At 37.8% G+C, this 26,610-nt stretch carries 23 protein-coding genes and 1 tRNA gene; 23 read left to right on the top strand and 1 reads right to left on the bottom strand.

What is annotated here, in order from left to right:
• Positions 1–150 precede the first annotated feature (150 nt).
• Complete coding sequence (locus AAA071_RS03635) at positions 151–1,344, top strand: MFS transporter (protein WP_349234042.1); 1,194 nt, start codon at positions 151–153, stop codon at positions 1,342–1,344.
• Between the two features lie 137 nt (positions 1,345–1,481).
• Here AAA071_RS03635 and AAA071_RS03630 read toward each other — a convergent pair whose 3' ends face one another.
• On the bottom strand, positions 1,482–2,468 hold the full coding sequence (locus AAA071_RS03630) for a GMP reductase (RefSeq protein ID WP_004696596.1): 987 nt from the start codon (positions 2,466–2,468) through the stop codon (positions 1,482–1,484).
• 183 nt (positions 2,469–2,651) lie between these two features.
• Here AAA071_RS03630 and thiT point away from each other — a divergent pair, with 183 nt between their 5' ends.
• The 22 genes from thiT (at position 2,652) to AAA071_RS03520 (ending at position 26,503) form a co-directional block, all read left to right on the top strand.
• Positions 2,652–3,182 carry an energy-coupled thiamine transporter ThiT gene (gene thiT, locus AAA071_RS03625; protein WP_195213086.1) on the top strand — a complete coding sequence of 177 codons (531 nt, stop codon included), beginning with the start codon at positions 2,652–2,654 and terminating at the stop codon, positions 3,180–3,182.
• Positions 3,175–4,299, top strand: coding sequence for a molybdopterin-guanine dinucleotide biosynthesis protein B (gene mobB / locus AAA071_RS03620; RefSeq protein WP_195213087.1), 1,125 nt, complete (start codon positions 3,175–3,177; stop codon positions 4,297–4,299). The genes thiT and mobB overlap by 8 nt, the downstream gene beginning before the upstream one ends.
• Positions 4,280–5,515 carry a molybdopterin molybdotransferase MoeA gene (locus AAA071_RS03615; protein WP_287511409.1) on the top strand — a complete coding sequence of 412 codons (1,236 nt, stop codon included), beginning with the start codon at positions 4,280–4,282 and terminating at the stop codon, positions 5,513–5,515. Before mobB ends, AAA071_RS03615 begins: the two co-directional genes overlap by 20 nt.
• Positions 5,516–5,870: 355 nt before the next feature.
• A complete protein-coding gene (locus AAA071_RS03610; RefSeq protein WP_021148395.1) occupies positions 5,871–6,206 on the top strand; it encodes a cupin domain-containing protein in 336 nt (111 codons plus the stop codon).
• A 114-nt stretch (positions 6,207–6,320) separates the two neighbouring features.
• On the top strand, positions 6,321–7,349 hold the full coding sequence (locus AAA071_RS03605) for an AraC family transcriptional regulator (protein ID WP_008714359.1): 1,029 nt from the start codon (positions 6,321–6,323) through the stop codon (positions 7,347–7,349).
• A gap of 385 nt (positions 7,350–7,734) precedes the next feature.
• On the top strand, positions 7,735–8,637 hold the full coding sequence (gene ttdA, locus AAA071_RS03600) for a L(+)-tartrate dehydratase subunit alpha (RefSeq protein WP_038125500.1): 903 nt from the start codon (positions 7,735–7,737) through the stop codon (positions 8,635–8,637).
• Positions 8,637–9,248 (top strand): L(+)-tartrate dehydratase subunit beta, encoded by a 612-nt coding sequence (gene ttdB, locus AAA071_RS03595; protein ID WP_195213089.1) that lies wholly within the window; start codon positions 8,637–8,639, stop codon positions 9,246–9,248. The genes ttdA and ttdB overlap by 1 nt, the downstream gene beginning before the upstream one ends.
• A 102-nt stretch (positions 9,249–9,350) precedes the next feature.
• Complete coding sequence (locus AAA071_RS03590) at positions 9,351–10,619, top strand: SLC13 family permease (RefSeq protein ID WP_349234041.1); 1,269 nt, start codon at positions 9,351–9,353, stop codon at positions 10,617–10,619.
• A 276-nt stretch (positions 10,620–10,895) separates the two neighbouring features.
• Entirely contained in the window at positions 10,896–12,566 is a 1,671-nt protein-coding gene (locus tag AAA071_RS03585; RefSeq protein ID WP_195213090.1) for a formate--tetrahydrofolate ligase, read from the top strand.
• A 159-nt stretch (positions 12,567–12,725) separates the two neighbouring features.
• Positions 12,726–13,343: a cyclodeaminase/cyclohydrolase family protein gene (locus tag AAA071_RS03580; protein WP_195213091.1), complete on the top strand. Its 618-nt coding sequence runs from the start codon at positions 12,726–12,728 to the stop codon at positions 13,341–13,343.
• A 180-nt stretch (positions 13,344–13,523) separates the two neighbouring features.
• On the top strand, positions 13,524–14,852 hold the full coding sequence (locus tag AAA071_RS03575; RefSeq protein ID WP_012864632.1) for a nucleobase:cation symporter-2 family protein: 1,329 nt from the start codon (positions 13,524–13,526) through the stop codon (positions 14,850–14,852).
• Positions 14,853–15,066: 214 nt separating this feature from the next.
• Positions 15,067–15,507: an MOSC domain-containing protein gene (locus AAA071_RS03570; protein WP_173014547.1), complete on the top strand. Its 441-nt coding sequence runs from the start codon at positions 15,067–15,069 to the stop codon at positions 15,505–15,507.
• A 26-nt stretch (positions 15,508–15,533) separates the two neighbouring features.
• Positions 15,534–16,499: a GTP 3',8-cyclase MoaA gene (moaA, locus tag AAA071_RS03565; protein ID WP_195213093.1), complete on the top strand. Its 966-nt coding sequence runs from the start codon at positions 15,534–15,536 to the stop codon at positions 16,497–16,499.
• 1 nt (position 16,500) lies between these two features.
• Positions 16,501–16,803, top strand: coding sequence for a hypothetical protein (locus tag AAA071_RS03560; protein ID WP_008601476.1), 303 nt, complete (start codon positions 16,501–16,503; stop codon positions 16,801–16,803).
• A gap of 83 nt (positions 16,804–16,886) precedes the next feature.
• A tRNA-Lys gene (locus tag AAA071_RS03555) sits at positions 16,887–16,962 on the top strand.
• A gap of 282 nt (positions 16,963–17,244) precedes the next feature.
• Positions 17,245–18,186 carry a Dyp-type peroxidase gene (locus AAA071_RS03550; protein WP_349234040.1) on the top strand — a complete coding sequence of 314 codons (942 nt, stop codon included), beginning with the start codon at positions 17,245–17,247 and terminating at the stop codon, positions 18,184–18,186.
• A gap of 182 nt (positions 18,187–18,368) precedes the next feature.
• Entirely contained in the window at positions 18,369–19,868 is a 1,500-nt protein-coding gene (thrC, locus tag AAA071_RS03545; protein WP_349234039.1) for a threonine synthase, read from the top strand.
• A gap of 211 nt (positions 19,869–20,079) precedes the next feature.
• Positions 20,080–20,967 (top strand): DMT family transporter, encoded by an 888-nt coding sequence (locus AAA071_RS03540; RefSeq protein WP_349234038.1) that lies wholly within the window; start codon positions 20,080–20,082, stop codon positions 20,965–20,967.
• A gap of 172 nt (positions 20,968–21,139) precedes the next feature.
• On the top strand, positions 21,140–22,807 hold the full coding sequence (locus AAA071_RS03535; protein ID WP_349234037.1) for an ATP-dependent nuclease: 1,668 nt from the start codon (positions 21,140–21,142) through the stop codon (positions 22,805–22,807).
• A gap of 284 nt (positions 22,808–23,091) precedes the next feature.
• On the top strand, positions 23,092–23,559 hold the full coding sequence (mscL, locus tag AAA071_RS03530) for a large conductance mechanosensitive channel protein MscL (RefSeq protein ID WP_105086680.1): 468 nt from the start codon (positions 23,092–23,094) through the stop codon (positions 23,557–23,559).
• Positions 23,560–23,682: 123 nt separating this feature from the next.
• Positions 23,683–24,732: a 2-hydroxyacid dehydrogenase gene (locus tag AAA071_RS03525; protein ID WP_077708594.1), complete on the top strand. Its 1,050-nt coding sequence runs from the start codon at positions 23,683–23,685 to the stop codon at positions 24,730–24,732.
• Positions 24,733–24,814: 82 nt separating this feature from the next.
• A complete protein-coding gene (locus AAA071_RS03520) occupies positions 24,815–26,503 on the top strand; it encodes a glutamine--tRNA ligase/YqeY domain fusion protein (protein ID WP_118091366.1) in 1,689 nt (562 codons plus the stop codon).
• Positions 26,504–26,610: the final 107 nt, after the last annotated feature.

The following is a 26,610-nucleotide window of genomic DNA, read 5'->3' as shown; positions in this document are numbered from 1 at the left end:
TCTTTACATTTTTCGTAAAGGGGTTTATTATATTCCAATATTAAATCATATGTAATTAAAATGGTTTCCTGCAATGATGCAAGTTTTGGCGCAATGCGGATAAAAAGGGCCTTTCTTCGCCGGACGGTTCTAGAAGCCAGAAAGGATGTAATGAACGATCAAGTTTCTATTTCAACAGCAAATATTCGTGGTGCTTTTGGGGCATTTTTTATTCCCGGCATGTACACAGCTTTATGGGCTGGTTTTGTGCCATATTTAAAAGCAAAGCTTAGTATTGGTGAAGATGTATTAGGTTCCATGATTTTGTTGCTCGGTGTAGGTTCTTGTTTATCCATGGCTATAGCAGGTAAGCTTGTAGAAAGCTTTGGGTGTAAGAGAGTCGTTTTGTTAGCTAGCTTTATTGGTATGGTATCTCTTGCCATCGTTACTATGTGTCCTACTATTGCTACAACAACAGTAGCCCTGTTCTTTTTTGGTATTGGTGTAGGCCTTAGTGGTGCTTCTGCTAATTTACAAGCTATCCTAACAGAAAAGGTGAGAAAAAAACATTTAATGGGCGCCTATCACGGTGGCTGGAGCTTAGGTGGTTTTGCTGGTGCCGGTGTTTTGCTCGTGCTTTTAAAAATCTTATCGCTGCCTGTTAATCAAAGTATTTGGGGACTTCTCATCGTACTATTTATCGCGATGGTTGTAGTTAGCCAATTTATGTTGACCTTTGGTAGTGATCCAAATGCAAAGGTTACTAAAAAATCTAAAAGCCCATTGTCCTTTCATCCAATCGCTCTTATTTTTGGTTTATTGTCCTTTGTTTCTTACTTGGTAGAAGGTGCTGTAGGGGATTGGAGTGCATTATATTTATTTGAAGATAAAGGGATTCTTATCGAAGAGGCTGTCATGGGTGTAATGCTCTTTAATGGTACTATGTGTATAGGCCGTTTGCTTGGTAATAGATTAGGTAAACACTTAACATCAAAGCAAGTTGTTGTTGGTGGCTACTTACTTGGCTCTATTGCGATGGGGCTTATCGTGTTCTTGCCAGGTCATGCATCCATGTATACTTACTTATTATTGGGTATTTCATTAGCTATGATAGTACCAAACCTATTCTCTGCAATGGGGGAACAAAATGTCATTCCTATGACACAAGCGGTCGCAACATCCACAATGCTCGGTTATATGGGTATTTTGATGGGACCTGCCTTAATTGGTTTCATTGCGCACGGTACAAGTCTTACAGTAGCATTTATCGTATTGACTACATTGCTTGTTGTAAGTGCAGGTATTGGTAAATACGCATACCATTTAATGAGTAAAGACTGTGGTCTTAGTGAAGAACAAATTTAATAGCCTATAATTAAGGAGCTACGATTTTCGTATCGTAGCTCCTTTTTCATATTTTTATATTTTATGTATTTCTCGCATTAAAAAGCCACAGGTCTAGAACCTGTGGCTTTTAGAACTATCATTATATATTGATTAGATTAGCGATCGCCATTGAAGATGGAGTTTTTAACAAGCACATAGTCTACTTTGCGAATGGCTTGTAGAGTCGTACCGCCAGCGTAAGAAATAGCGGATTGTAAATCTTGTTCCATTTCAGTTAATGTATCGAAGATAGAACCTTTGGAATCGATGAAGATTTTTTTACCTTCTACGTTTTTGCGTTCCCCTTTTTGGAACTCAGAAGCGGAACCAAAGTATTCTTTTACAGCTTTGCCGTCAACGATCTTTTCTTCCCCTGGGGATTCCTCGTGACCTGCAAAGAGGGAGCCAATCATAACCATGGTAGCACCAAAGCGAATGGATTTTGCGATATCTCCATGGTCACGAATACCGCCGTCAGCGATGATAGGTTTAGTAGCTGCTTTTGCGCACCAGCGAACAGCCGCTAATTGCCAGCCACCAGTACCAAAGCCAGTTTTCAATTTTGTGATACATACTTTACCAGGACCGATGCCTACTTTAGTCGCATCAGCACCAGCATTTTCTAGTTCACGAACTGCTTCTGGAGTGCCTACATTACCAGCGATAATGAAGGTTTCAGGTAAGTTCTTTTTTATGTATTGGATCATTTCGATGACCGCATTGGAATGACCATGCGCAATATCAATAGTGATATATTCTGGGGTTAAGTTTGCTTTCTTAAATTCATCAACTAAAGCAAATTCTTCAGCTTTTACGCCGATAGAAATAGAAGAATATAGGTTAAGGTCGTGCATACGTTTTACAAAGTCCATACGACGTTCTGGTTGGAAACGATGCATGATATAGAAATACCCTTCACGAGCTAATTTTTCAGCCAACTCTTCGTCGATAATAGTTTGCATATTAGCAGGTACTACTGGCAAGCGGAATGTGCGTTTACCTAATTTTACATGTGTATCACATTCGCTACGACTGGAGACAATACATTTGTTAGGAATCAATTGCACGTCTTCATAATCAAAGATGTTAGTTGTATTAATCATAGTTTCTATATCTCCTTCGAGTATTACATATTGAACCTGTACCATTATACAAGAGACTCATAAAATTTTCAATACGTTCCGAATATTTTGTTTGGTGTAAGGGATAAACTGTAGTACAATACAAGTAGATTGTATAAATAATATATTCATTTATAGATATATGGTAAAAGGAGGTTGATTAATGTGGAACAGTCTAAAATCCGTATGCTTACTGAAGCTGGCGTAGCAATTGCCATTGCTCAAGTGTTGTCATTTATTACGATTTTTCATATGCCACAGGGGGGCTCTATTAAGGCGGCAGCTTTGGTACCACTCATGATTTACGCATATCGTTGGGGCGGAACACGAGGTATCTTCGTAGGTGTTGTATATGGTATATTACACTTTATTTTAGGCTTTAAATCATCTGTTCATTATTTAAGTATTGTATTAGACTACTTGGTTGCTTACGGTGCTATTGGCGTTTGTGGTTACTTTAAAGACTCTCTTTCTGGCCTTATCACTGGATCCATCGTAGGTATTGTATTGCGTTGGGGGGCATCTGTTACGAGCGGTGCTGTAGTCTTTGCTAGCTATGCTCCGCAAGGGCAGGATCCTTGGGTTTATTCTATGATTTATAATGCATCCTATATGGTGCCAGATGGCCTTTTAAATATTGCAGTTTTACTATTCATCTACCAAGGTGTTAAACGAGGTTTACAACGTCGTGGATAAATTAGGTTTAATTATTTTGGCTGGAGGACTCAGCACTAGAATGGGGCAACCTAAAGCTTTGTTGCCTTGGATTAATGGTGAAAGTCTTATATCTCATGCCCTTCGTAAGGGATTAGATGCAGATGTTCAAGATATTCTTATTTCCATCGGTGATGACGAGCAATTAGGACTTGCTATACAGACTCATATTATAGATACATTATCGAACGATGAGAAAAATAAGGTTTCTATTGTTCGGGATTCTGTTGGGCGATGCGGACCTTTAGGGGGGCTGTATAGTACTCTAGCTGTTGGTACTAGCTCTGCTTATGCAGTAATGGCAGTAGATATGCCATTCATGGAAATGGATTTGTATTATGATTGGCTCTATCAAGTAGAGCATAATGATTGGAATGCCATCGTCCCATATAGTGAAAGTGGTAAATCTGAGCCAATGGCCGGTATTTATAGGCCATATATTGCGTCCTTAATTCAATCTATTCTTGTTGGCGAAAATGTATCCTTGCATCATGCTCTTGACGTCATTGGGCATATTGAGTCCATTGATGCTACTGACTATAGCTGGGAATTAAGTAATATTAATCGCTTTGAAGATTATCAATGGGCGCGAGCTTTAGCGGAAAATGAATTCCGCCGTGTACCTTTAATTAGTGTGGTCGCATCGAAACGTAAAACAGGTAAGACTACTGTTGTAACACGCCTTGTGTCTGAGTTACAAAAAATCGGTTTATCCGTTGGTGTTGTCAAAAGCGATAAACATGGCTTTCAGATGGATCATGAGGGAACAGATACAGATCTTGTTTATAAAGCTGGGGCTGATGCGGTTGCTATTGCAGGCCCTACTGAAACAGCGATTCGCATACGTACAAAAGAACAATCAAACCTGTATGAAATATCACAGTTTATGCCTGTAGATATAGTTATACTAGAATCACGGTCTCAAGGGATTGCCCCTATTATAGAGGTTACCCAAGAGGGACATACGGAAGAGCTAATCTCGGATTCTATGGACCGAGTGGCGACGATAGAAATTGGCAAGTTAGATCAAGAGGTACCTGAATTGGTACGTCACATACAGGAAATGATGAGGAGTTTAAATGGCCGTCGTTACTGTTGAGAAGGCACTCCAATTGTGGGATGAAGCCTTACAAACGCAAGTTCATAAAGTTGAAACGATTGCAGTTAAGACTGCGAAGGGATATGTACTAGCAGAGGATATTATTGCGCCAACGGATGTACCTGCTTTTTCAAAATCTGCTATGGATGGATATGCCATCGCCTATGAAGAAGGCCGTAATGAATATATCGTTGACGGTATCATTGGTGCTGGTGTTATATGGGAACATCCCGTAGAAGTTGGTCATGCGGTGCGTATTATGACTGGTGCACCGGTACCAGACACATGTGATACTGTCATCATGCAAGAACAAGTGGTTGGCACTGGTGAACCACAAACTACAATTACGATTCAAGGCAAATATCATTGTGGTGATCATATTATTCCACAAGGTGAGGAGTGTGTTGCCGGCACCATTGTGATTCCACGTGGTACAGAGGTAACATCTACAGTACAAACCATTTTGACGGGACTCGGTATTATTGAGATATCTGTTAATGCCATGCCTCGCGTGTTAGTTCTTACCTCTGGTCACGAGGTTATTGAACCTGGTGAAAGTTTAACACCTGGTAAAATTTACAACTCTAATCGAGCTATGATTTGTGGGCTCTTGGAGGATTTAGGATTTCACAAGATAACACACTATCATGTAAGTGATGCTCCGGAGGAGCTAGATTCTGAAATCAATCATGTTTTGAAACTTAGTGAAGAAGCAGATATTATTATCAGTTCTGGTGGTGTGTCGGTAGGTCTTTTTGATACGATGCCTCTTATTTATGAAAAATTGGGGGCAGAATCTATTTATGCCCGTATTCAAATGCGACCGGGTGCAGCATCCTATGGTGCGGTTACCACGAAAGGTCAGATTATCTTTGGTTTGTCCGGTAATCCAGGGGCTGCCTTTAATGGATGGCATTTAATCGTAGCGCCTACCTTGAAGCGTTATAAAGGGTTGGCTAATTGGACGACTCCAGTGGTGGCTTGTGTAATGGATACAGAAATCTTCAAACGTAATGCTTTTGATCGTTATGTACAAGGGAAAGTCATATTTTGCGGTGGAGCGCCACGTTTTGTGGCTAATCGTCACTTTAATAGTAGTAGTATGTTAGGGCTATATACTGTGAATGCGTTGGCATGTATTCCACGAGGAACTCATGAAGTACATCCTGGTGATACATTTAATGTGTATCTATTAGGCTTGCTGCCTGCAGTTTAGACCCTTTTGATTTTTAGATTCTTACTTTAAGGCGTTAGATTTTTTAGAGTTATAGAGTTTTAGAGTTATAGATACAAATATACTAGTTAAAAAACTATAATATTTATAGCTAATCATAATGTAAAAAGACGAGGTTTCTTAGGAGGCCTCGTCTTTGCGTTTATTCAAAATATTTCGTTTATCCAAAATAATTTTAATTTTGTTACCAAAGATACTGAAATTAAATCTCAATTAAATTATAATAAAATTAAGGGAAGGATATTTTTTTAGTTATATCAATTGGTTTTGATAAAATTGTTTTAATCTACTTTTTATTTACTTTTACTATTATATAGCTATATAAGGAGTGATTTCTATGAGTAAGACTTTCACAAAAAATATCCCAGTAAACGAAATTTTACATCTAGGTGAGCACCTAGAGTATAAAGAGGGACAAGTGATTAGTATTACAATTGCTCAAAATGAGCGACTCAGCATTACACTATTTGCGCTGCCTAAGGGGGAAGAAATCTCTACGCATGTAACAGTAGGCGATGCGATTGTGCAAATCCTCGATGGAGAAGCGCACATCGTTGTTGGTGATACGGAGCATAATGTGAAGGCTGGTGAAACCTTGATTATGCCATCGGAAGTACCTCATAGCCTAGATGCAAGAGAAAGCTTTAAGATGCTGTTGACCGTAGTTAAATAAATATATCATAATAAATGCATCCCTTGGATTAGGAAGGGATGCATTTTTATATGCTTTGAAAAATGAAATCGTTAAGATGTGCCTCATAATTAGTTGTACTCGGGAGAATGCTAGATGGATTACTTTCATTATACCTATAAACACAATTATATAGATTTCAATAGTGATATATACAAGGTTAGTACATATCATTACAACTGGCACAGTGGCGTTGAAGTCTTGATCTTGTTAAAGGGCAGAATCGACATGAGTTGTAATAGTGAGGTTTTTACAATGGAACCGCTTGATACAATTATCATTTCACCTCAAGTAGGTCATGCTACGTTGGCGTTGGAAGAAGATACGACAGCTCTTGTTATTCATGTCGGAAAGGATTTCTTTCAGCAGTTTGATCCTAACTTTGGAATGTATCAATTTGTATTACGTTCTGATGAAAGTAATCGGTACAACTCTTTCTTTACCACATTGCGTCATCATGCGGCTATGATGATGTTATTGATGGTGAATGGTGAAAGTCCTACTAATCGATTAGATGTGGAGTATCATTATTTATCTTTAGTTAGCGATATATATAAAGAAATTAATAAGGTTAAATCTATTCATGTACATACAAAGCCTGTCGATATAACAGTAGCCACCTTTGATAAAATGATTGCCTATATTGATGAAAACTATAAGCAGAAGATAGAGTTAGAAGATATTGCTAAAATAGGCGGTTATAATGTGAACTATACATCACAATTTTTTAAACGCCAATTAGGTGTCTCCTTCCTTGAATATGTATTACGATTAAGATTGAGGGAGGCTACAGTTCGTTTAGTTAATTCTAATGATGCAGTTGCACATATTGCAAGTAGCTGTGGTTTTGCGGATATTAAAGCTTTTAATGTAGCTTTTAAAAAACATTTCCATACCACGCCATCTGAATATCGTAAGCAAGCAAACGAAATAGGACGTAAAACAAAATTACATGATTGGAAGGAAATTATATCAACACAAGAACAGGATATTATAGAGATACTACAATCTTGTTTACCATATCAAGATGATTCTACTAATAAGATTAGATTAGAAGTGGCTAATCAAAAGTTAAATGACGTTAGAGAACAACTTGAGATGGTTGTAAAAAAATTACAAGATTAACTGGTATTGTTATATACCATTGTAACTGATTATAGTTGCATATTTTTGAGATTAAATTTGAGCGGATATACAATCATTAGGTTTAGGTGATTTTGTATATTTGTTAATCCTATTAAAATATATGGTGAAAGAGCACTACGATCCGATGGTAGTGCTCTTTTTTTTGTATAATCATATAGGTGAAATTGTATTTTTTTAATGGGTTAAAAGAGAATAATTAAGGAAATTTTGTATGTGTTTAACAGACTTTTACCATTGAAAATGAACTTGTAAATTGGATAGTTATATCCTAAAAAAAGAGTACAATGAAATCATCGAAAGGAGCTAAGGTTTCGAAACATAAATAATCACGTCTTAAATAATGAAGTCCATTTGGAGGTTTACGATGAGTACGAAGGAACAACAAGTACAAGAAATGACTGATAAGATAGCTAATTTCATTTCTTATATGGCAAAGGTATTGCCTGATGATGTACAAGAAAAGATTCATGAATTAGCACAGGATGAAAAAAATCCTATGGCCAAATCTATTTATGAAACAATGCAACATAATATGGATTTAGCAGCTCAGCTTAATCGTCCTTCTTGTCAAGATACAGGTGTCTTACAATTTTGGGTAAAGGTTGGATCTAATTATCCCTTACTAGGCGAATTAGAAGATATTCTAAGGGAAGCAACTTATAAGGCTACACAAGAGGCTCCATTACGATTGAACTGTGTAGAAACTTTTGATGAGTTTAATACTGGTAAAAATATTGGCCTCACTGCACCTTATATTCACTGGGATATCATTCCTGGTCGCGATGATGTAGAAATCTTACCTTATATGGCTGGTGGCGGGTGTTCCTTGCCAGGGTCAGGTAAAACATTGATGCCAGGCGAAGGCTATGAAGGTGTTGCTAAGTTTGTTCTTGATTTGATGACAAGCTATGGATTGAATGCGTGTCCTCCACTATTGGTAGGTGTAGGGATTGCTACAACTATTGATACCGCTGCTGGATTATCTAAAAAAGCATTAATGCGCCCTGTATCTTCAAAAGCACCTAATGAAAAAGCGGCTTATATGGAACAATTGTTAGAAGATGGAATTAATAAGATTGGTATTGGACCTCAAGGTATGGGTGGGGATAAAACTGTTTTAGGTGTGAATATTGAACATGGTACACGTCATCCATCTGTTATTTCTTGTGCTGTTAGTGTAGGTTGTTGGAATCATCGTCGCGGCGATCTCGTATTTGATAAGGATGGTAATTGCACAGTTAAATCTCATAAAGGAGTGACATTATAATGGCTAAGAAAATATTAACTACACCTATTCAACAATCTGATTTAGCAGGCATTAAGCCAGGCGATGTGATTTATTTGACTGGGCATATTACAACCTGTCGTGATATGGGGCATCGTCGTGTGGTAGAAGAAGGTAAAACGTTACCGGTTGATGTTAAAGATGGGGCTATACTTCATGCAGGACCAATTATTCGCACTATAAGCGATAATGAATTTGAAGTTGTATCTGTAGGTCCTACTACATCTATGCGTATGGAAAAATTCGAATATGAATTTGTTAAAAGGACGGGGGTACGTCTCATTGTAGGTAAAGGCGGTATGGGTCCTGAAACAGCACGTGCCTGCAAAGATTTTGGCGCACTACACTGTGTATTCCCTGCAGGCAATGCGGTTCTTGCAGCTACAGAAGTCGAAAAAGTAGAATCTGCTAATTGGCGTGAACTAGGTATGTGTGAGACTTTGTGGACTTTTAAGGTTAAAGAATTTGGTCCGCTCATCGTATCTATTGATGCAGAAGGTAATAACTACTTTGAAAATAAAAAAGTAGAATACAATGCGAAGAAAGAAGAAGTGTTAGAAGAGATTTATAAACACGTAAACTTCATTAAATAATCTCATTGTGAGCTTAACTTAATAGGGGGATTATACGGATTTTGTACAATCCTCCTTTTTTGTACCCTTTTTTAGGTATATTACACGTATTGGGAGGTATATATGGATACGAGTGTAATGATAACTCTTGGCTTCTTGATATTTGCCATCGTCATGTTTGCGTGGGAGAAAATCCCTTTGTCTATTACCGCTATGGTTGTAGCGGTAGGCCTACACTTAAGTGGGGTATTATCCGCTAGAGAAGCATTCGCAGGTTTTGTGGATCCAAACGTCTTACTATTTATGGGCATGTTTGTTATTGGTGAAGCTTTTTTTGCAACAGGTGTCGCAGTAGGTGTAGGTAATGTAGTTCATAAGTTTGCTAAAACTGAAACCTCTTTGCTTGTTGCTGTTATGATGATTACAGGTATTTTATCTGGTTTCTTATCTAATACTGGTACAGCTGCTGTACTGATTCCTGTAATTATCGGTATTTGTAAAAAGAGTGGTTTTAAACAAACTAAGTTATTGATGCCTTTCGTATTTGCGGCAGCCATGGGTGGTAATATCTCACTTATCGGTGCTCCTGGTAACATGATTGCTCAAGCAGGATTACAACAAGCAGGCTTAGGTTCTTTTAATTTCTTTGATTATGGTTTAGTAGGTTTACCAATCCTTATCGTAGGTACTATATTCTATGCTACAATTGGTAAACGTTTCTTACCAGACGCTCCAAGTCATCAACCAGATGGTGCTTTTGAAGGTAATGATGATTATAGTCATGTGCCATCTTGGAAGAAATGGACTGCTGCGATTGTATTGATTCTGACAGTCGTTGCTATGATTTTTGAAAAACAATTAGGTGTAAAACTTTATGTAAGTGCTTGGATAGGTGCGCTTGTTTTAGTAGCTACTAATGTTATTAGCGAAACGGCAGCTGTTAAATCTATCGACATGAAAACAATTATGCTATTTGCTGGTTCTATGGCTCTCGGTGATGCAATGGTAAAAACTGGTACTGGTAGTGTAATTGCTGACATTATCGTTAATAGTCTTGGAGCAAGCCCATCTCCAATCGTTGTGTTAGTAGTAATTTTTGTGCTTGGTGTGTTTATGACAAACTTTATGTCTAATACAGCTACTTGTGCATTATTAGTTCCAATCGGTCTTAGCTTAGCATCTCAGCTTGGATTTGATCCTAAAGCAGTACTTGCAGCTATCGTAATTGCTAGCTCTTTGGCATATGCTACACCAATTGGCATGCCTGCTAATACTATGGTATACAATATAGCTGGTTATAGCTTCATGGATTATGTGAAAGCTGGGGTACCACTTATCGTTGTATCTAGTATCGTAGCACTTATTTTACTTCCAATCCTATTCCCATTCTAATAAGATAAGTATTTGGTATATATTGAAAGCCCTGATGTATATTTACGTCAGGGCCTTTTCTTGCTTACCTGCATATATTGTGCTTGTTTTGTTATATATTAGATAGATTACTAAATTTGTTAGACATAAGTATTAGACATTAGAGAAACTTTCACATATAATAGAGTAATGTAAGTGTACAAATATACATTCACAGTAGACATATATTACAAAACGTACACGTCTATCTAATAGTTGTTATATAGGTTTATGTGGCCATGGTGCCGAGGAGGCTTTATGTTAAGCGATATTGAGATTGCCCAACAGAATACAATGGAGAAGATTCAGGTTATTGCTGATAAATGTGGTTTAACACCTGATGATATTGAACAATATGGTCATTATAAAGCGAAAATTTCTTTTGATGCCATTCGCCGTTTAGAATCCAAGCCAGATGGTAAGTTGGTGCTAGTCACAGCGATTACGCCAACACCAGCTGGGGAAGGTAAGTCTACAACGAGCATTGGTCTCGTACAAGGCTTACAAAAAATTGGTAAAAATGCTATCGCTACATTACGTGAGCCATCCTTAGGACCTGTTTTTGGGATTAAGGGTGGTGCAGCAGGTGGTGGTTATGCTCAAGTTGTACCTATGGATGACATCAATCTTCACTTTACAGGTGATATGCATGCTATTACAGCGGCTAATAATTTATTATCCGCTATGATCGATAATCACATCCATCAAGGCAATGAATTACAAATTGATTTGCGTCAGTTATCATGGACTCGTGTTCTAGATATGAATGACCGTGCTCTTCGCAATGTGACAGTTGCACTCGGTGGTAAAGTATGTGGGTTCCCTAGAGAAGATCACTTCATGATTACTGTAGCTTCTGAAATCATGGCTATTCTTTGCTTAGCTAAGGACTTAGAAGATTTGAAAGAACGTTTTGGTCGCATCGTTATCGGTTGTAACTTAGCAGGTAATCCTGTTTATGTTCATCAACTTGGTTGCCAAGGTGCGATGGCTCTCCTTATGAAAGATGCTATCAAGCCGAATCTCGTACAAACATTGGAACATACACCAGCTATTGTTCACGGTGGTCCCTTTGCAAATATCGCTCATGGTTGTAACTCCATTGTAGCTACAAAACTAGGACTTAAGATTGGTGATATCGTAGTTACGGAAGCGGGCTTTGGCGCTGACTTGGGTGCTGAAAAGTTCCTTGATATTAAATGCCGATACGGCGATATTTTCCCTGATGCAATCGTTATCGTAGCTACATTACGAGCTCTTAAAATGCATGGTGGTGTACCAAAACAAGAGTTGAATACAGAAAATGTTGAAGCCGTAACTAAAGGTTTCAGCAACTTACAAAAAGCAATTGAAAACATGCGTTATTTCAATGTGCCTGTATTAGTGGCAATCAATAAATTTGCTAGCGATACAGATGCAGAAATTGCTGAGTTGACTCGCCTATGTGATGAGTTTGGCGTGCCTGTAGAGCTTAATGAATGTTGGGAAAAGGGCGGCGAAGGCGGCACTGATATGGCAAAAAAAGTCGTAGAGTTACTTGAAGGTCCTAAGCCAACACCTAAATTCGTATATGATTTGGAAGATAGTTTAGAGGATAAAGTTAATAAAATCGTTAAAACTATTTATGGTGGCGATGGAGTTATCTTTACGGACAAAGCCAAAAAGCAAATTAAACAATTAGCAGATTGGGGACTGGATCGTTTGCCTGTATGTATGGCGAAAACGCAATATTCCTTATCTGATAATCCAGCATTATTAGGGGCTCCAACAGGATTCACTATTACTGTATCCGATATTCGTGTTGCCAATGGGGCAGGCTTTATTGTATGTCGTACAGGTGATGTAATGGTAATGCCAGGCCTTCCTAAACGTCCTGCTGCTCTTAATATGGATATTGAAGCAGACGGCACAATTAAAGGCTTATTTTAATAGATATTGTTTATAGTAGAACGTTTCTTAACTGGAGATTTATAGTGTCTGCTATAATTAGTTATATTTTTTATTGTGTTCAATATTTGTAGATTTTTATAGTAATTACAAAGCGATAACAAGACATATCTTGTTATCGCTTTTACATGAGGTCTTGTTATGAAATTGGTGGAACAACGAGTGATAGATTTTGTGGCTGCTACTGCATCTAAAGAGCCAACGCCAGGTGGTGGTGCTATTGCGGCATTGACTGCTGCGACGGGAGCGGCTTTAGCAGAAATGGTAGCAAACCTTACATTTGGTAAAAAAGGTTATGAAGCGGTTCAGACCGAAATGGAGGAGCTTCAAGCTAAAGCAGAAGCGATTCGCGAGCGCATGCTCGAATTATCTCAAGCTGATGCAGATGTATTTAATATCTTTATGAACGCCTTAGGATTGCCAAAGAATACAGATGAAGAAAAGGCTGCGCGTACAGCTGCTATTCAACAAGCTTACAAAGATGCGGCTATGGTACCTTTTGAAATTGGAGAATTAGCGAATCAAATATTTGATTTAGCAGAACTAGCCTCTCGTAAGGGGAATCAAAACCTTATTACAGATGGTATTATTGCGGCTATTAATGCGCGTGCTGCGGTGAAATCGGCTTTTTTGAATGTGCGTATTAATTTATCCGGTATTAAAGATGAAAGTTTTGTAGCAGAACTAACATCTAAGATGTATGCCATTGAAAAAGATCTTGATGTTAAAGAGTCGTCTATCATAGGGTTATATGAATAATAAGAGATTATAATATAAATCGAATAATATAACCGAGAAAACTATAAAAGTTCGGGAAATAATATAAAGAGAGCCTATTAATACATATAAAATAATAGACTCTCTTTTTTGTATTGTTAAAATCCGAACGATAGTGTAAAATAAACGGGTGATATTTCGAGATTTTATGTAGGAGACATTATGACAGATCAAAAACAAATGAATACGGTCGATAGCATGCTGCCCATACCACAGCTCTTTGCCTTTGGTTTACAGCATGTACTTGCTATGTATGCTGGAGCTGTTGCGGTACCGATTATTGTGGCACAGGCGATGAATTTACCGGTGGAGGACTTGATTCGACTTATTACAGCAGACTTGTTTACCTGCGGCATTGCGACCTTAATTCAAACATTAGGCTTCGGTAATATAGGTGGGCGTATCCCTATGATCCAAGGTGTTACCTTTGCATCTGTCGGACCTATGACTATGATTGGGGCACAGCATGGTATGACTGCCATTTACGGTGCCATTATTGTAGCAGGTCTATTTACTTTTATAGTAGCTCCATTCTTTAGTCGTCTAATTCGACTGTTCCCCCCTGTTGTAACGGGAACCATAATTACTCTTATTGGGATTAACTTAATGCCAGTTGCCATTAATTGGATGGGGGGCGGCGTAGGAAATCCAGAATTTGGAAGCTATACAAACATAGGACTTGGGTTTCTTACGTTCTTAATTGTTGTATTTGTATACAAGTTTGCTAAAGGTTTCTTAAGTAATCTTTCTGTATTAATCGGTTTGATCGCAGGCACAGCAATTGCCTTTGCAATGGGGGTTGCTAATTTTGATGAAGTTGGTCGATCTCAATGGGTTGCTTTTATTGAACCATTCTATTTTGGTTTGCCAACCTTTGACTGGGCTTCTGTACTATCTATGATTATCGTCATGCTCGTTGTCATGGTAGAGACGACAGGTGATAGTATTGCTATTGGTGAAATTGTGGATAAGCCAATAGGTCGAAAAGAATTGGCTTCTGTTATTCGTGCCGATGGTATTTCTACTTTAATAGGGGGAATTCTTAATAGTTTCCCATATACAGCCTTTGCTCAAAATGTAGGACTTATTGCGGTTACAGGTGTTAAAAGTCGCTTTGTAGTAGCTGCATCTGGAGTAATCTTAATTTTGTTAGGTTTATTCCCTAAGTTAGCTGCTATTGTTGCTAGTATACCAAATGCAGTACTCGGTGGTGCTGGCATTGCTATGTTTGGCATGATTGTTGCCAGTGGTATCCGCTCTCTTGGCAAGGTTAGTTTTGATGGTAATCATAACTTGATGCTTGTGGCGATTAGTATTGGAGTGGCTATGATCCCTATTGCGGCGCCGAACTTTTATGCTAATTTCCCTGATTGGGCACAAATTATATTAAAATCTGGCATTACCTTTGGTAGTATTACGGCAATCTTGCTTAACTTATTACTCAATGGTGTTAATCATGGCGATGAAATTCAAGAAATGGGTCGTCGCTAAATAATACATACGAGAACTCTATTCCTATAGAATAGAGTTCTTTTTAGTGATTAAATTCACAGGGAAAATGTATGAATACTATGCTATAATATATAGATAATTGTAGAACTATTTTGTGATACTTTCATAAAATAGGAATACAGTCTGGATTTACAATTAAGTGTTTATAAAAAGTTATGTATATGGAATGTTCCCATAAGAAGGGAAGGGGCACGTGGCAGACGGAAAGATTATTGCTATCTCCATTAGTGAGAAAAAAGGGCAAAAAAAACATAATATTGAATCCGCCAATCTCATTGTAGATCATGGGATGGAGGGAGATGCTCATGCAGGAAATTGGCATCGTCAAATCAGCTTACTTGGTATCGCTAGTATTGAACATATGCGGGCGCAAGGTGCAGATGTTAAACCTGGTGATTTCGCTGAAAACATTACAGTAGAAGGTATGGTTCTTTATGAATTAGCTGTAGGGACTCACTTACAAGTAGGTGATGATGTGATTCTTGAAATTACTCAAATTGGCAAGGAATGCCATCATGGTTGCGAAATCATGAAACAAGTTGGTTCTTGCATTATGCCTACACAAGGTATCTTTGGTAAGGTTCTTAAAAACGGTACGATTCGCGTAGGTGATGAAGTATCTATTATTAAATAATTTTGAGTTGGTAAACGAGGTGTATTATGAAAGACGCATGGGGCCGTACAATTGAATATGTACGTCTGTCGCTGACAGATGCGTGTAATTTTTGTTGTCCCTACTGCCGACCTGCAGAAATTACGCCTCAAAGTCAAACGCAACTATTGTCTGTTGATGAATGGATGACCATTTTAGGAGCTTTCCATCATATTGGTGTGAAGGCAGTACGCCTTACAGGTGGTGAGCCATTACTCTATCCTCATATTGAAGAGCTACTAAGTCGTATCAAAGAATCAGATTGGTTTGAAGATATCTCTATGACTACCAATGGCAGTCTATTAGCCTCTCGAGCGCAACGGTTAAAAAAACTTGGCTTGAATCGTGTGAATATTAGTTTGGACTCTCTTGAAACTGAAGCTTTTGCTACCTGTGTTGGTAAAGTGGGACAGTTGGAGTCTGTTCTCGACGGTATACGTAGTGCTATTAATGCTAACTTTAAATCCGTTAAGATTAATACGGTTTTATCTCGTTATTGGTCCGATGATGAAGTTAAATCTTTATTACAATATGTTGAAAAATGGCCTGTTGTTTGGCGGTTTATTGAATACATGCCGTTCCAAGGTGATGCCTTTCATGGGCCTACCTTTGATGAATGGAAGGAACAATTAGAACGTGTTAGTGGCGGATCTCTCACAGAGGTTCATTCTGTTTATGGCTTTGGTCCAGCTACATATTTGGCACTACCTAGTGGTAAGGCTGTAGGCTTTATTTTTTCTATGTCTCATAGTTATTGTGATACATGCAATCGTGTACGTCTTACATCTGATGGGCAAATGCGATTGTGCTTGTTGCGAGATGATGAGGCTGACCTTGTATCGCTCGTGCGCAATGGTGCCTTAGAAGAGGCTTTAGCCAAGCATATCGAACGTGCTTTGCAACGAAAACAAGAACGACATGATGGTATAGGCATGGAGCAACCAGAACGACCAATGTGGCGAATCGGAGGGTAGTATGGGATTTTTTGATTTTTTAAAGCCTAGATCAAAGGAAAATATTGAATCATGCTGGCCTGGAGGCAAGATGCTTCAAGTCCATATAGAATACGATACACAAGAGTCTGTTTTTACCTATTTTGGTCGTTATGGGTTACAGTTTAGCGTTCCTAAGTCTAATTTAACGAATATTATTGTTAAAGAAGTAAGCCGCACTCATAGTGTGCTTCAACTATATAGTGGTGAAAACTGCGTAGGGACTAGTGATTTACTCCCTACTGAGGCCTGTAATATTATGAAGGATTGGGTATTACAATATTAATAATATGAATGTTGATATTTTATAGGAGTGTAATAAATTTTCTTTACATTCCTATAAAATAAGCATATAATTATTCATGTCATGGACCACTAGCTCAGCTGGCAGAGCACCTGACTCTTAATCAGGGTGTCCAGGGTTCGAACCCCTGGTGGTCCACCAGAGTAAAGAACTCACATTTTGTGTGAGTTCTTTTTTTGTGTAAATATTTTTCTTTTAGCTTTTTGCATATCTTTTTAGCCTTTATATAGTTATTTACATGGTTAAAATACGTTGTGGTTTAATCCTATTTTTCTCAAACGAGTAGTCATTGATTCAATTAAGTTTATAAACTTTAACATTAATGGAATATAGTATTGATACAATATAATATATTTTATAGACAGTAAAACTATAATAGCTTATGATGGTTTTATAATAGTTTTTCTCATTAGGAGGTACCAAATGGCAGTAGATGTTTCTAGAACACAAGATGTGTATAAAGATGCTGGCCAAAGTGTCAACTTCACTACTTTGTTATTAAACCGTAAAGATCATGAGGCAGAACTTGAAGTGATTCAAGATATGGCAGATCGTATTCAAGCCATTAAACGTTCTGTTAGTATTCGCGCTAATGGGGAAGGTTTGGGCATTGCCTTTGGCTTTAGCCGTAAGGCATGGGATTATTTGTTCCCTAATACACCAGTACCAAAAGAGTTAGAAGACTTCCAAGGCATAAAAGGTGATAAACAAGATGTACCAGCTGTAGCAGCTGACTTATTTTTGCATGTCCGCTCTAATGATGAATCTGTTACGTATACTGTAGTAGATCAAATTATGGAGTTCTTACGCCCTATTACATCTGTTGTAGATGAAACCCATGGCTTCCACTACGAACAAGGTCGTGCGATTATTGATTTCGTTGATGGTACGGAAAACCCTGTTGGCCAAGAGGCTGTAGAGTGGGGCGTTATTGGAGATGAAGATCCTGAATTTACTAATGGCTCTTATGCATTTGCACAGAAATATGAACATGATCTTGATGCATGGCGTGCACTTCCTACAGAAATGCAAGAAAAATTCATTGGTCGTCGCAAATTTAGTGATATCGAATTGGAGGATGATGAAAAAGATCCGGCAGCTCATAATGTAGTGGCTCAAGATAATCGTGATGATGAAGAACATAAGATCGTTCGTATGAATGTTCCATTTGCTCAACCTGGTCAAGGTGTCCGAGGTACATACTTTATAGGTTATGCTCGTTACTGGGATGTGACCAAAACTATGCTTACCAATATGTTTACACAAAATGATAAATTGCTTGATTATTCCAAGCCTATTACGGGCATGCTATTTTTTATTCCGTCTCTTGATATATTGGATGCTATTGCAGAAGGTGAATTATAAGGGATTTCTGATTGATAGTGGAGACTAAACATTTATCTAATTAGTTAGTAATGTTTAGTTTTATCTATCAGATTAAAATTTATTATATAATTCTATAGAAAGCGCCCCAAGAGGGCGCTTTTATGCTATAATAAATCTATTAAACTCGTAAAAATCCATTGTAGTTATGAATGAGGTATTCCATGAATTATACTAGCACCCGCGGTACCGTTGCGGTAAATGAAACATATGCATTGTTGCACGGCTTAGCAGAGGATGGTGGTCTATATGTACCATCTTTATTCCCTACAAATTGCTTAACTTACAATGATGTGAAAGATAAAAACTACCAAGAAGTAGCAGCCGTTGTTTTAGCAAAGTTGTTTCCATGCTTTTCCAAAGCTCATTTAAATGAAATGATTAATTCTGCTTATTGCGATGCTAACTTCAGCACCCGTGATATTGCACCATTACACTCTTTATTGGAAAAGGTTTCCGTATTGGACTTATTCCATGGCCGCACACAAGCTTTCAAAGATATGGCCTTGTCCTTATTCCCATATTTGTTAGTGGCAGCTAAAGAGGCGGAAGGTGAGAAAAAAGAGGTTCTTATCTTAACGGCTACCTCTGGTGATACTGGTAAAGCAGCTCTTGAGGGCTTCAAGGATGTACCGGGAACTCATATTCAAGTATTCTACCCGACTGATGGCGTTAGTCCTATGCAAGCGGAACAAATGCAAAAACAAGAAGGGGAGAATGTTAATGTTACGGCTATTCATGGCAATTTTGACGATGCTCAACAATTCTTGAAACGCCTCTTTGTTGATAAAGCGACTGCTGAAGAGGTTGCTGAAAAAGGGGTTATGTTCTCCAGTGCGAACTCTATCAATATTGGTCGTTTAGCTCCACAAGTAGTTTACTATGTAAATGCCTATGCTGAACTGGTTGCACAAGGTGCAATCCATGAAGATGAAGCTTTCAACGTTGTAGTTCCAACAGGTAACTTCGGTAATATCTTGGCTGCTTACTATGCTAAAAAAATGGGGATTCCTATCGGCAAATTGATTTGTGCATCTAATCAAAATAACGTACTTACTGACTTCTTTGAAAACGGTACCTACGATATGAACCGCCCATTCTATACGACGATTTCTCCATCTATGGATATTCTTGAATCCTCTAACTTTGAACGATTCTTATATTATATTTCTGGTGAAGATAGCGAGCGTACAGTAGGATGGATGAAAGATCTTAAAACAACAGGCAAATTAACTGTTAATGAAGAAGAGTTCAAACGTGTTAAGACTGATTTTGCTGGTGCCTATGTAGATGATGAAGAAACGAAAGCAATCATTGAACAAGTATACAATTCTTACGGTTATGTAATGGATCCTCACACGGCGGTTGCTATGGGGGCGTATATGAAGGAGTTGGAGAAGCATCCTGAAGATGGCGCTCGTCATACAGTGATTGCATCTACAGCACATCCATTTAAATTTCCTACACCAATCTGTGAGGCATTGGATATCAAGGTGGGCGAGACTCCTTATGAAAGCTTAGATAATATCTCTGCTGTAACGGGTGTTGCCTTCCCTAAACAATTGGAAGCCTTACAATCCAAACCATTGCGCTTTACAAAAGCAATCGACAAAGAGAATATGAAACAAGAAATCTTAGATTTTGTAGATACATTCTCTAAATAATACAATGCCGCCTTTCCTTAGAAGGGCGGCATATCTATATGTTTTTTATTGGGTAATTATTTTTTATTGATTAACCAATTAAATTCATTTTCTCATTAATTAACATTCATCATATATGATATGGAATTTTGTTAGTATGTATTGATGTATTCATTATTTATAGAAGTATGGGTTTATAATTATATAGAGAAATATAATTATAGGAGGGGCTATGGCTAAAAAGGGCCTTATATATGCATTGTTATCTGCAATTTTGTTTAGTACGATGAATGTATTCGTAAAACTGTTGGGGACGAATATTCCACCTGGGGAGATCGCTTTTGCCCGTGGATTCTTTGGGACTGTTGCGGTACTCATTATCATGTATGTGAAGGGAATTCGTTTTTCAAAAGAGGATAGGGGACTCCTCGTCATGCGTGGCCTATATGGCGGTTTTGGTATGGTATGTAATTTTATCGCTTTGGTACACATAAAATTGTCCGATGCAACAATTTTATTTCAGACGACAGGAATATTTGTTTTTATCTTTAGTGCGCTGTTTCTGAAGGAATCGATACCTAAAGGGGCTGGCAAATGGCTCGGAGTTATTTTGATTGCTGTCTTAGTAATGGTAAACCCTTTTAGTTATGAATCATTTTCTTGGTATGCCTTGGTAGCAATTTTAGGTGCTGCTCTAGCTGCGGCGGCTTATACGACAATACGAACTATTAGTAAACGCGGACAACATAGTAATTTTGAAATTATGGCCTATTTTATGATTACTGGTATGATTGCGGGCCTCGTCACTACAGAACAGCTCGTTATGCCTCAAGGTACAGACTGGTTCATTATTTTGGCTATCGGTGGTATTAGTGTAGTGGCGCAGTTTTTCTTGACCGGAGCCTTTGTTACGACCAATGCTGTAGTGGCTCAATTCTTGCAATACGTTGGCGTATTTATTAGTTCCTTCTACGGGTTCTTGATCTTTGGTGAAAGCTTATCTATAGCAACAGTGGGCGCTGGTATTGCCATGTTTATATCTTCTGTTATGTTGGCGCGTCTTAAAGAACAGAGTGGTCCATTAAGAGAGGGCAAGGTTATAGAGGATAAAATTAAATAAATGTCGAATATATACAGTATCAGACTGTATATGACAGTGGGGGTGCTGATTACATTCGTGATTGGCACCTTTTTACATAAAAGATAAAATACAGGGGTATTAGTTAGTGATTTATTGTAATGAAATATACTAGAGCTTTTTCATTTTGAAAGTAGCTACAGACGGAGGAGCTATGTATATAAAATGGATGCATATTGAAAACTATAGGAACTTAGCGGATGTAACGTTGAGCTTTCACAATGATATTAATTATTTTGTCGGTGAGAATTCGGTGGGTAAGTCTAATTTTCTAGATCTCTTAGAAATTATCATGGATTGCCATGGGTTCATTGAAAGTGATTTCACGGATGTAAACAAGCCTATCCGCATTGATTTTGAAATATCTTTAGGTGAGTTAAATTATAAAAGCATGTATACTGCTGATGAGGGACCTACCTACCGTTTACGACTTGAACAAGTTGTACAAGAAGTATATCCACGATTATACAGAGTCACTGATGCAGAGATTGAGCCTATGCCGTTGTCTATGATTCGCCATGCTTTATATGTGTGTCATCGCGACACCTCAGAGCAGGAACTGTTTTCTATACCGTCCTCTATATATGTAGAATTAGGACAGCTATTACAAGCTTATGTGTCTCGATTAGAAATGCCTACTGATGATTTTCAGCGTGAAATTGTTAGTTTACGTAAGGATTTAGATCCTTACTGTATGCTCAATATTCAACATCTTGTAGAGGTATTGTCTACATCCTCCGCTATGGAACGTAAGTATTCTGCTGATAATGTACGATTGATTATGGCTGTGGCTCTCAAGATTTTGGCTCAAATTTATATGAAAGTGAGTAGTGCAACTACAAATTTAGAATCTTTACTTGTATATGATGCAAAGGGACACAAGTTTTTACCAATCTTTATAAGTGTGGATGAGCCTGAGCTACATTTAAGTCCGTATTTGCAACGGGCTGTGCTCAATTATTACCGTCAAATTGCAACTAATGAAAATGAAGAGTTTTTAGCATTGCTGCGAGATATTTTTAAAATAGATGGATTATTAGGACAGCTCTTTGTGGTTACTCACAGTACGGATGCACTAGTTGACGATTATCGTCATATTATTCGGCTTTATCGGGATGAAAATAATATGGTCTGTGCAGCGTGTGGAGTTACTTTCAATTTCCCTAAAGAGGTAGAGAAACACTTGATTATGCATTTTCCTGAGGCAAAAGAGGCTCTATACGCTCGGTGTATTATCATCGTAGAAGGGGAGACTGAGTACGGTAGCTTTACAGGCTTTGGTAAAAAATTAGGCGTGGACTTTGACTATTTTGGAATCTGTCTTATCAATGCTCGGGGCGAGTCCTCTATCAGTAAATTGCAAAAATTGTTTAATAGATTCTCTATTCCTACAGTAGCGCTCTATGATCGCGATGTAGAGGGAAAATATGCAAAAGCACATAGCAATATATTTTACACACAGGAAATTTGTTTTGAAATGGATTTTGTATCATATTTGCTTGCGATGCACAAGCGTTCCATAATGGATACCATTATTAAGGATATTATTGATGATGCTCGGCCAATGGTAACAAAGGATATGGCACGGCGTGGTTATGCGAAACTAGGTATTACTAAAAGTCAAATTGTACAACGATGTTTATCGAATATTTCGGATCGTAAGTTAGATGATTTACATATTTATTACTTCTCTTGGTTCTTTGCCAATAAAGGGGTGATTGTAGGGCGACGTATTAGTCAATTTTTAGATGCTTCCATGATACCACCTGCATTTATTGCAGTAATAGAGCGTGCTAAACTTCTTTCGCTAGGCTTAGGTTAATGGAGTAATACATTACTACTTCTAATTAATAGAGTCTGACCAAAGTTTGGTTAGACTCTATTAATTAGAAGGTAACATAGCGTTTTAGAGTGTAGATATAGGAAATATGGTGTAAAAAATACGCATAATAAGCGATTTATTACTATAATAGATAGAATTATAAAAAACTATATTAACTAAATTTTAAAAACTACATCGAAATTTCTTGACATCTTTTTATCTTTATTTTATGATTAGTACTGTTATTAATGCATTCTCAATTAAACGTATCTAGGAGTATGAAAATGAAAGACTTTTTAAATGACTTTAAAGCATTTGCTTTCAAAGGCAATATGATGGACCTAGCTATTGGTATGATTATTGGTGCTGCTTTCACAGCATTGGTTAATTCTGTTGTAAACAACCTATTCATGCCTGTTCTCAGTGTATTCACAGGTGGTATTGATTTTAGTAATTTGTACTTGCCATTGAGCACAGGTTCTAAAGATGCATTCATGTCTGGTGCTGATATTGCTACAGCTCGTGCAGCTGGATCTGTATTGCCATATGGTACATTTATTACTGATTTGATTCAATTCTTGATTTTGGCATTTGTTGTATTCTTGATGGTTCGTGGTTTGGCTAAAATGATGAAATCTGCGAAAGAAGAGGAAGTTGCAGAAGCACCTGCAACGAAAGAATGTCAATTCTGTAAATCTGAAATCAATATCAATGCAGTTAAATGCCCTAACTGTACTGCAGATTTGAACTAGTTCAAATTTAAATTATACATAAAAGGAGTGAGGTTTTGACCTTACTCCTTTTTGTTGTATTACGTTAGCTTTCTAGTATAAAATATAATTATAATATATAGAATTTTTTAGGGAGGGATATACATGGAAAAGAAACCTCTAGTAGTAGTAAATGGACTGGTTCGCAAAGATGCGATTGCATATTTAAAAGAGCATGTAGATGTGCGCCAATGGACTGAAAAAACAGTGATGCCTCGTGAGGTACTGAAGGAATGGCTCATTGATGCGGATGGTTTGTGGTGTGTACGACCTTTAGATGTAGATGGTGATCTTGTAAAGAATGCGCCAAATTTAAAGGTTATAGCACAAGCGGCCGTAGGTTATGATAATGTAAATATTGATGAACTAACAGCGGCAGGTATTCCTTATGGCAATACGCCAGGTGTTCTCAATGAAACGGTAGCAGAACTTGCATTTACGTTGATTGCCACGGCTAGTCGTCGTATTATAGAAAATGCTAACTTTGTAAAAGACGGTCGTTGGGCTCAAAGACCTTCTAATATTAAAGGTTTTGATTTAAGTCGTCGCACTCTTGGTATCATTGGCATGGGGGCTATCGGCGTATCCATTTCTCGACGTGCCCGTGCGTTTGGTATGACTGTTGTGTATCATAATCGTAATCAACGTTTGGATGATAAGATTCATAAGACTACTTATATGGAGTTAGATGATTTATTAGCCATTAGTGATGTAGTATGCGTTATGGCTCCATTGACAGATGAAACATATCATATGTGTGATGAAGCGTTTTTCAAGAAGATGAAGAATACCGCTTTATTTGTTAATGTTGGTCGTGGACCTATCGTAGATACTGATGCACTTATCAATGCTCTTAAAACGGGTGAAATCGATTATGCTGCCCTCGATGTAACGGATCCAGAACCATTACCAGCGGATCATCCATTGTTAGATGTAGAAAACTGCCTTATTGTACCGCATATTGGCTCTTACACAGATAGAACTCGTTATGACATGTCTATTTTGACAGCGGATAATATTATTGCCGGCGTTCATAAGAAACCTTTAAAAACATGTGTAAATGAAGAAGTAAATTATAAGAAACCTCAAATGGATGTAGAGTCTGCGCTAGAAGAGCTTAAAAAGGCTGGCGTTGATTTAACTGATTTCGACTAAAAGTGGAAGACATTAAAAGATATGCGGTTTTATACAAAATATGGTAAAATAAAAGAATATTTTTCCTATGGAGGTAAGAACGTTGGAACATAAAGACATTGAAAAAGATGTAGCTCCTGAAGAAGTTGTATCTGTTAACTTTATTGAAGCTATTATCAACAAAGATAACGAAACTGGCAAATACGGTGGCCGTGTATTGACTCGCTTTCCACCAGAACCAAATGGTTACTTGCATATTGGACATGCTAAATCTATTTGCCTCAACTTTGGTATTGGTAAACAATACAATGGCTTAACAAATCTTCGCTTTGATGATACAAATCCTGTAAAAGAAGATGTCGAATATGTAAACTCCATCATGGAAGACGTTAAATGGCTTGGATTTGATTGGAATGAACAACCACGCTATGCATCTGATTATTTTGACCAAATGTATGAGTATGCTAAGAAATTAATCACCCTTGGCAAGGCTTATGTAGATGATCAAACTGCAGATGAAATTAAACAAAATCGCGGCGATTTCTCTACTCCTGGTGTCAATAGTCCATACCGTGAGCGTAGTGTAGAAGAAAACTTGGCACTCTTCGAAGAAATGAAGGCTGGCAAGTATAAAGATGGGGAAAAGGTATTGCGTGCAAAAATCGATATGGCGCATCCTAATATCGTAATGCGTGATCCTGTTATTTATCGTATTGTAAATACAGAGCATCATAATACGGGTAATGAGTGGAAAATTTACCCTATGTATGATTTTGCCCATCCTATTGAAGATGCTATTGAACGCATTACGCATTCTATTTGTACATTGGAATTTGAAGTTCACCGGCCATTATATGATTGGGTGTTAGAGGAATGGGATGATACTGAAATTCCTCAACAAATTGAGTTTGCTCGCTTGAATGTAACTAAAATGGTTATGTCCAAACGTAAATTGCGTGCTCTTGTTGAGGCAGGCCTTGTAGCTGGTTGGGATGATCCTCGTATGCCGACAATTTCAGGTTTGCGCCGCCGTGGTTATACACCGGAATCTATTCGTGATTTCTGTGATCGCATTGGTGTAGCGAAGGCGGATAGCGTTGTTGATATTGCTTTGCTTGAGTTCTGTATCCGTGAAGATTTGAAACTCAAAGCTACACGCCCTATGGTAGTTATTGATCCTGTGAAAGTTGTTATTACGAACTATCCAGAAGGTCAAACTGAACTTTGCACAGTTGAAAACAATCCAGAAAATGAAGAGTTGGGTAACCGTGAAGTTGTATTCGGTCGTGAAATCTACATTGAACGCAATGACTTTATGGAAGAACCAGTTAAGAAATTTTTCCGCTTGGCACCAGGTAAAGAAGTACGCTTAAAAGGTGCATACTTCATTACATGTACTGATGTTATTAAAGATGAAAATGGCAATATTACAGAAATACACTGTACATATGATCCAGAAACTAAGAGCGGTAGCGGTTGCACTCGTAAGGTAAAAGGGACATTGCACTGGGTTGAAGCATCTACTGCAGTAGATATTGAATCTCGCTTATATGATTATTTACTTAAAGAAGATTCGGATGGTAAAGACTTCTTGGGCGATTTCAACCATGACTCCTTACAAGTATTCCATAGTAAAGGGGAAGCATGTCTTGCTAATACTGTACCAGGTGATCATTTCCAATTCTTGCGTCAAGGTTACTTTGTAACTGATAAAGACAGTACTTCAGACCATATTGTGATGAACCGTATTGTTGGTTTACGCGATAGTTGGGCTAAGGCACAAAAGAAATAATATAACGCTTATTTTATATTACTATAATGTTAAAGAACCGCTCCTTGGTGGGCGGTTCTTTAACACTGGGTTATTACTATAAATACTTTAATGACAATAGATATTTA

Origin of the sequence: Veillonella parvula (genome assembly GCF_040097785.1) — a bacterium.
Lineage (GTDB): Bacteria > Bacillota > Negativicutes > Veillonellales > Veillonellaceae > Veillonella > Veillonella parvula_D.
This window is presented reverse-complemented; position numbering and strand designations above follow the sequence as displayed.

Bases quoted from the DNA above. Each gene is read 5' to 3' on its own strand.
- AAA071_RS03635 (WP_349234042.1), top strand. From the start codon at position 151: ATGAACGATCAAGTTTCTATTTCAACAGCAAATATTCGTGGTGCTTTT.
- AAA071_RS03630 (WP_004696596.1), bottom strand. From the start codon at position 2,468: ATGATTAATACAACTAACATCTTTGATTATGAAGACGTGCAATTGATT.
- AAA071_RS03615 (WP_287511409.1), top strand. From the start codon at position 4,280: ATGGCCGTCGTTACTGTTGAGAAGGCACTCCAATTGTGGGATGAAGCC.
- AAA071_RS03610 (WP_021148395.1), top strand. From the start codon at position 5,871: ATGAGTAAGACTTTCACAAAAAATATCCCAGTAAACGAAATTTTACAT.
- AAA071_RS03605 (WP_008714359.1), top strand. From the start codon at position 6,321: ATGGATTACTTTCATTATACCTATAAACACAATTATATAGATTTCAAT.
- ttdA (WP_038125500.1), top strand. From the start codon at position 7,735: ATGAGTACGAAGGAACAACAAGTACAAGAAATGACTGATAAGATAGCT.
- ttdB (WP_195213089.1), top strand. From the start codon at position 8,637: ATGGCTAAGAAAATATTAACTACACCTATTCAACAATCTGATTTAGCA.
- AAA071_RS03590 (WP_349234041.1), top strand. From the start codon at position 9,351: ATGGATACGAGTGTAATGATAACTCTTGGCTTCTTGATATTTGCCATC.
- AAA071_RS03585 (WP_195213090.1), top strand. From the start codon at position 10,896: ATGTTAAGCGATATTGAGATTGCCCAACAGAATACAATGGAGAAGATT.
- AAA071_RS03580 (WP_195213091.1), top strand. From the start codon at position 12,726: ATGAAATTGGTGGAACAACGAGTGATAGATTTTGTGGCTGCTACTGCA.
- AAA071_RS03575 (WP_012864632.1), top strand. From the start codon at position 13,524: ATGACAGATCAAAAACAAATGAATACGGTCGATAGCATGCTGCCCATA.
- moaA (WP_195213093.1), top strand. From the start codon at position 15,534: ATGAAAGACGCATGGGGCCGTACAATTGAATATGTACGTCTGTCGCTG.
- AAA071_RS03560 (WP_008601476.1), top strand. From the start codon at position 16,501: ATGGGATTTTTTGATTTTTTAAAGCCTAGATCAAAGGAAAATATTGAA.
- AAA071_RS03550 (WP_349234040.1), top strand. From the start codon at position 17,245: ATGGCAGTAGATGTTTCTAGAACACAAGATGTGTATAAAGATGCTGGC.
- thrC (WP_349234039.1), top strand. From the start codon at position 18,369: ATGAATTATACTAGCACCCGCGGTACCGTTGCGGTAAATGAAACATAT.
- AAA071_RS03540 (WP_349234038.1), top strand. From the start codon at position 20,080: ATGGCTAAAAAGGGCCTTATATATGCATTGTTATCTGCAATTTTGTTT.
- AAA071_RS03535 (WP_349234037.1), top strand. From the start codon at position 21,140: ATGTATATAAAATGGATGCATATTGAAAACTATAGGAACTTAGCGGAT.
- mscL (WP_105086680.1), top strand. From the start codon at position 23,092: ATGAAAGACTTTTTAAATGACTTTAAAGCATTTGCTTTCAAAGGCAAT.
- AAA071_RS03525 (WP_077708594.1), top strand. From the start codon at position 23,683: ATGGAAAAGAAACCTCTAGTAGTAGTAAATGGACTGGTTCGCAAAGAT.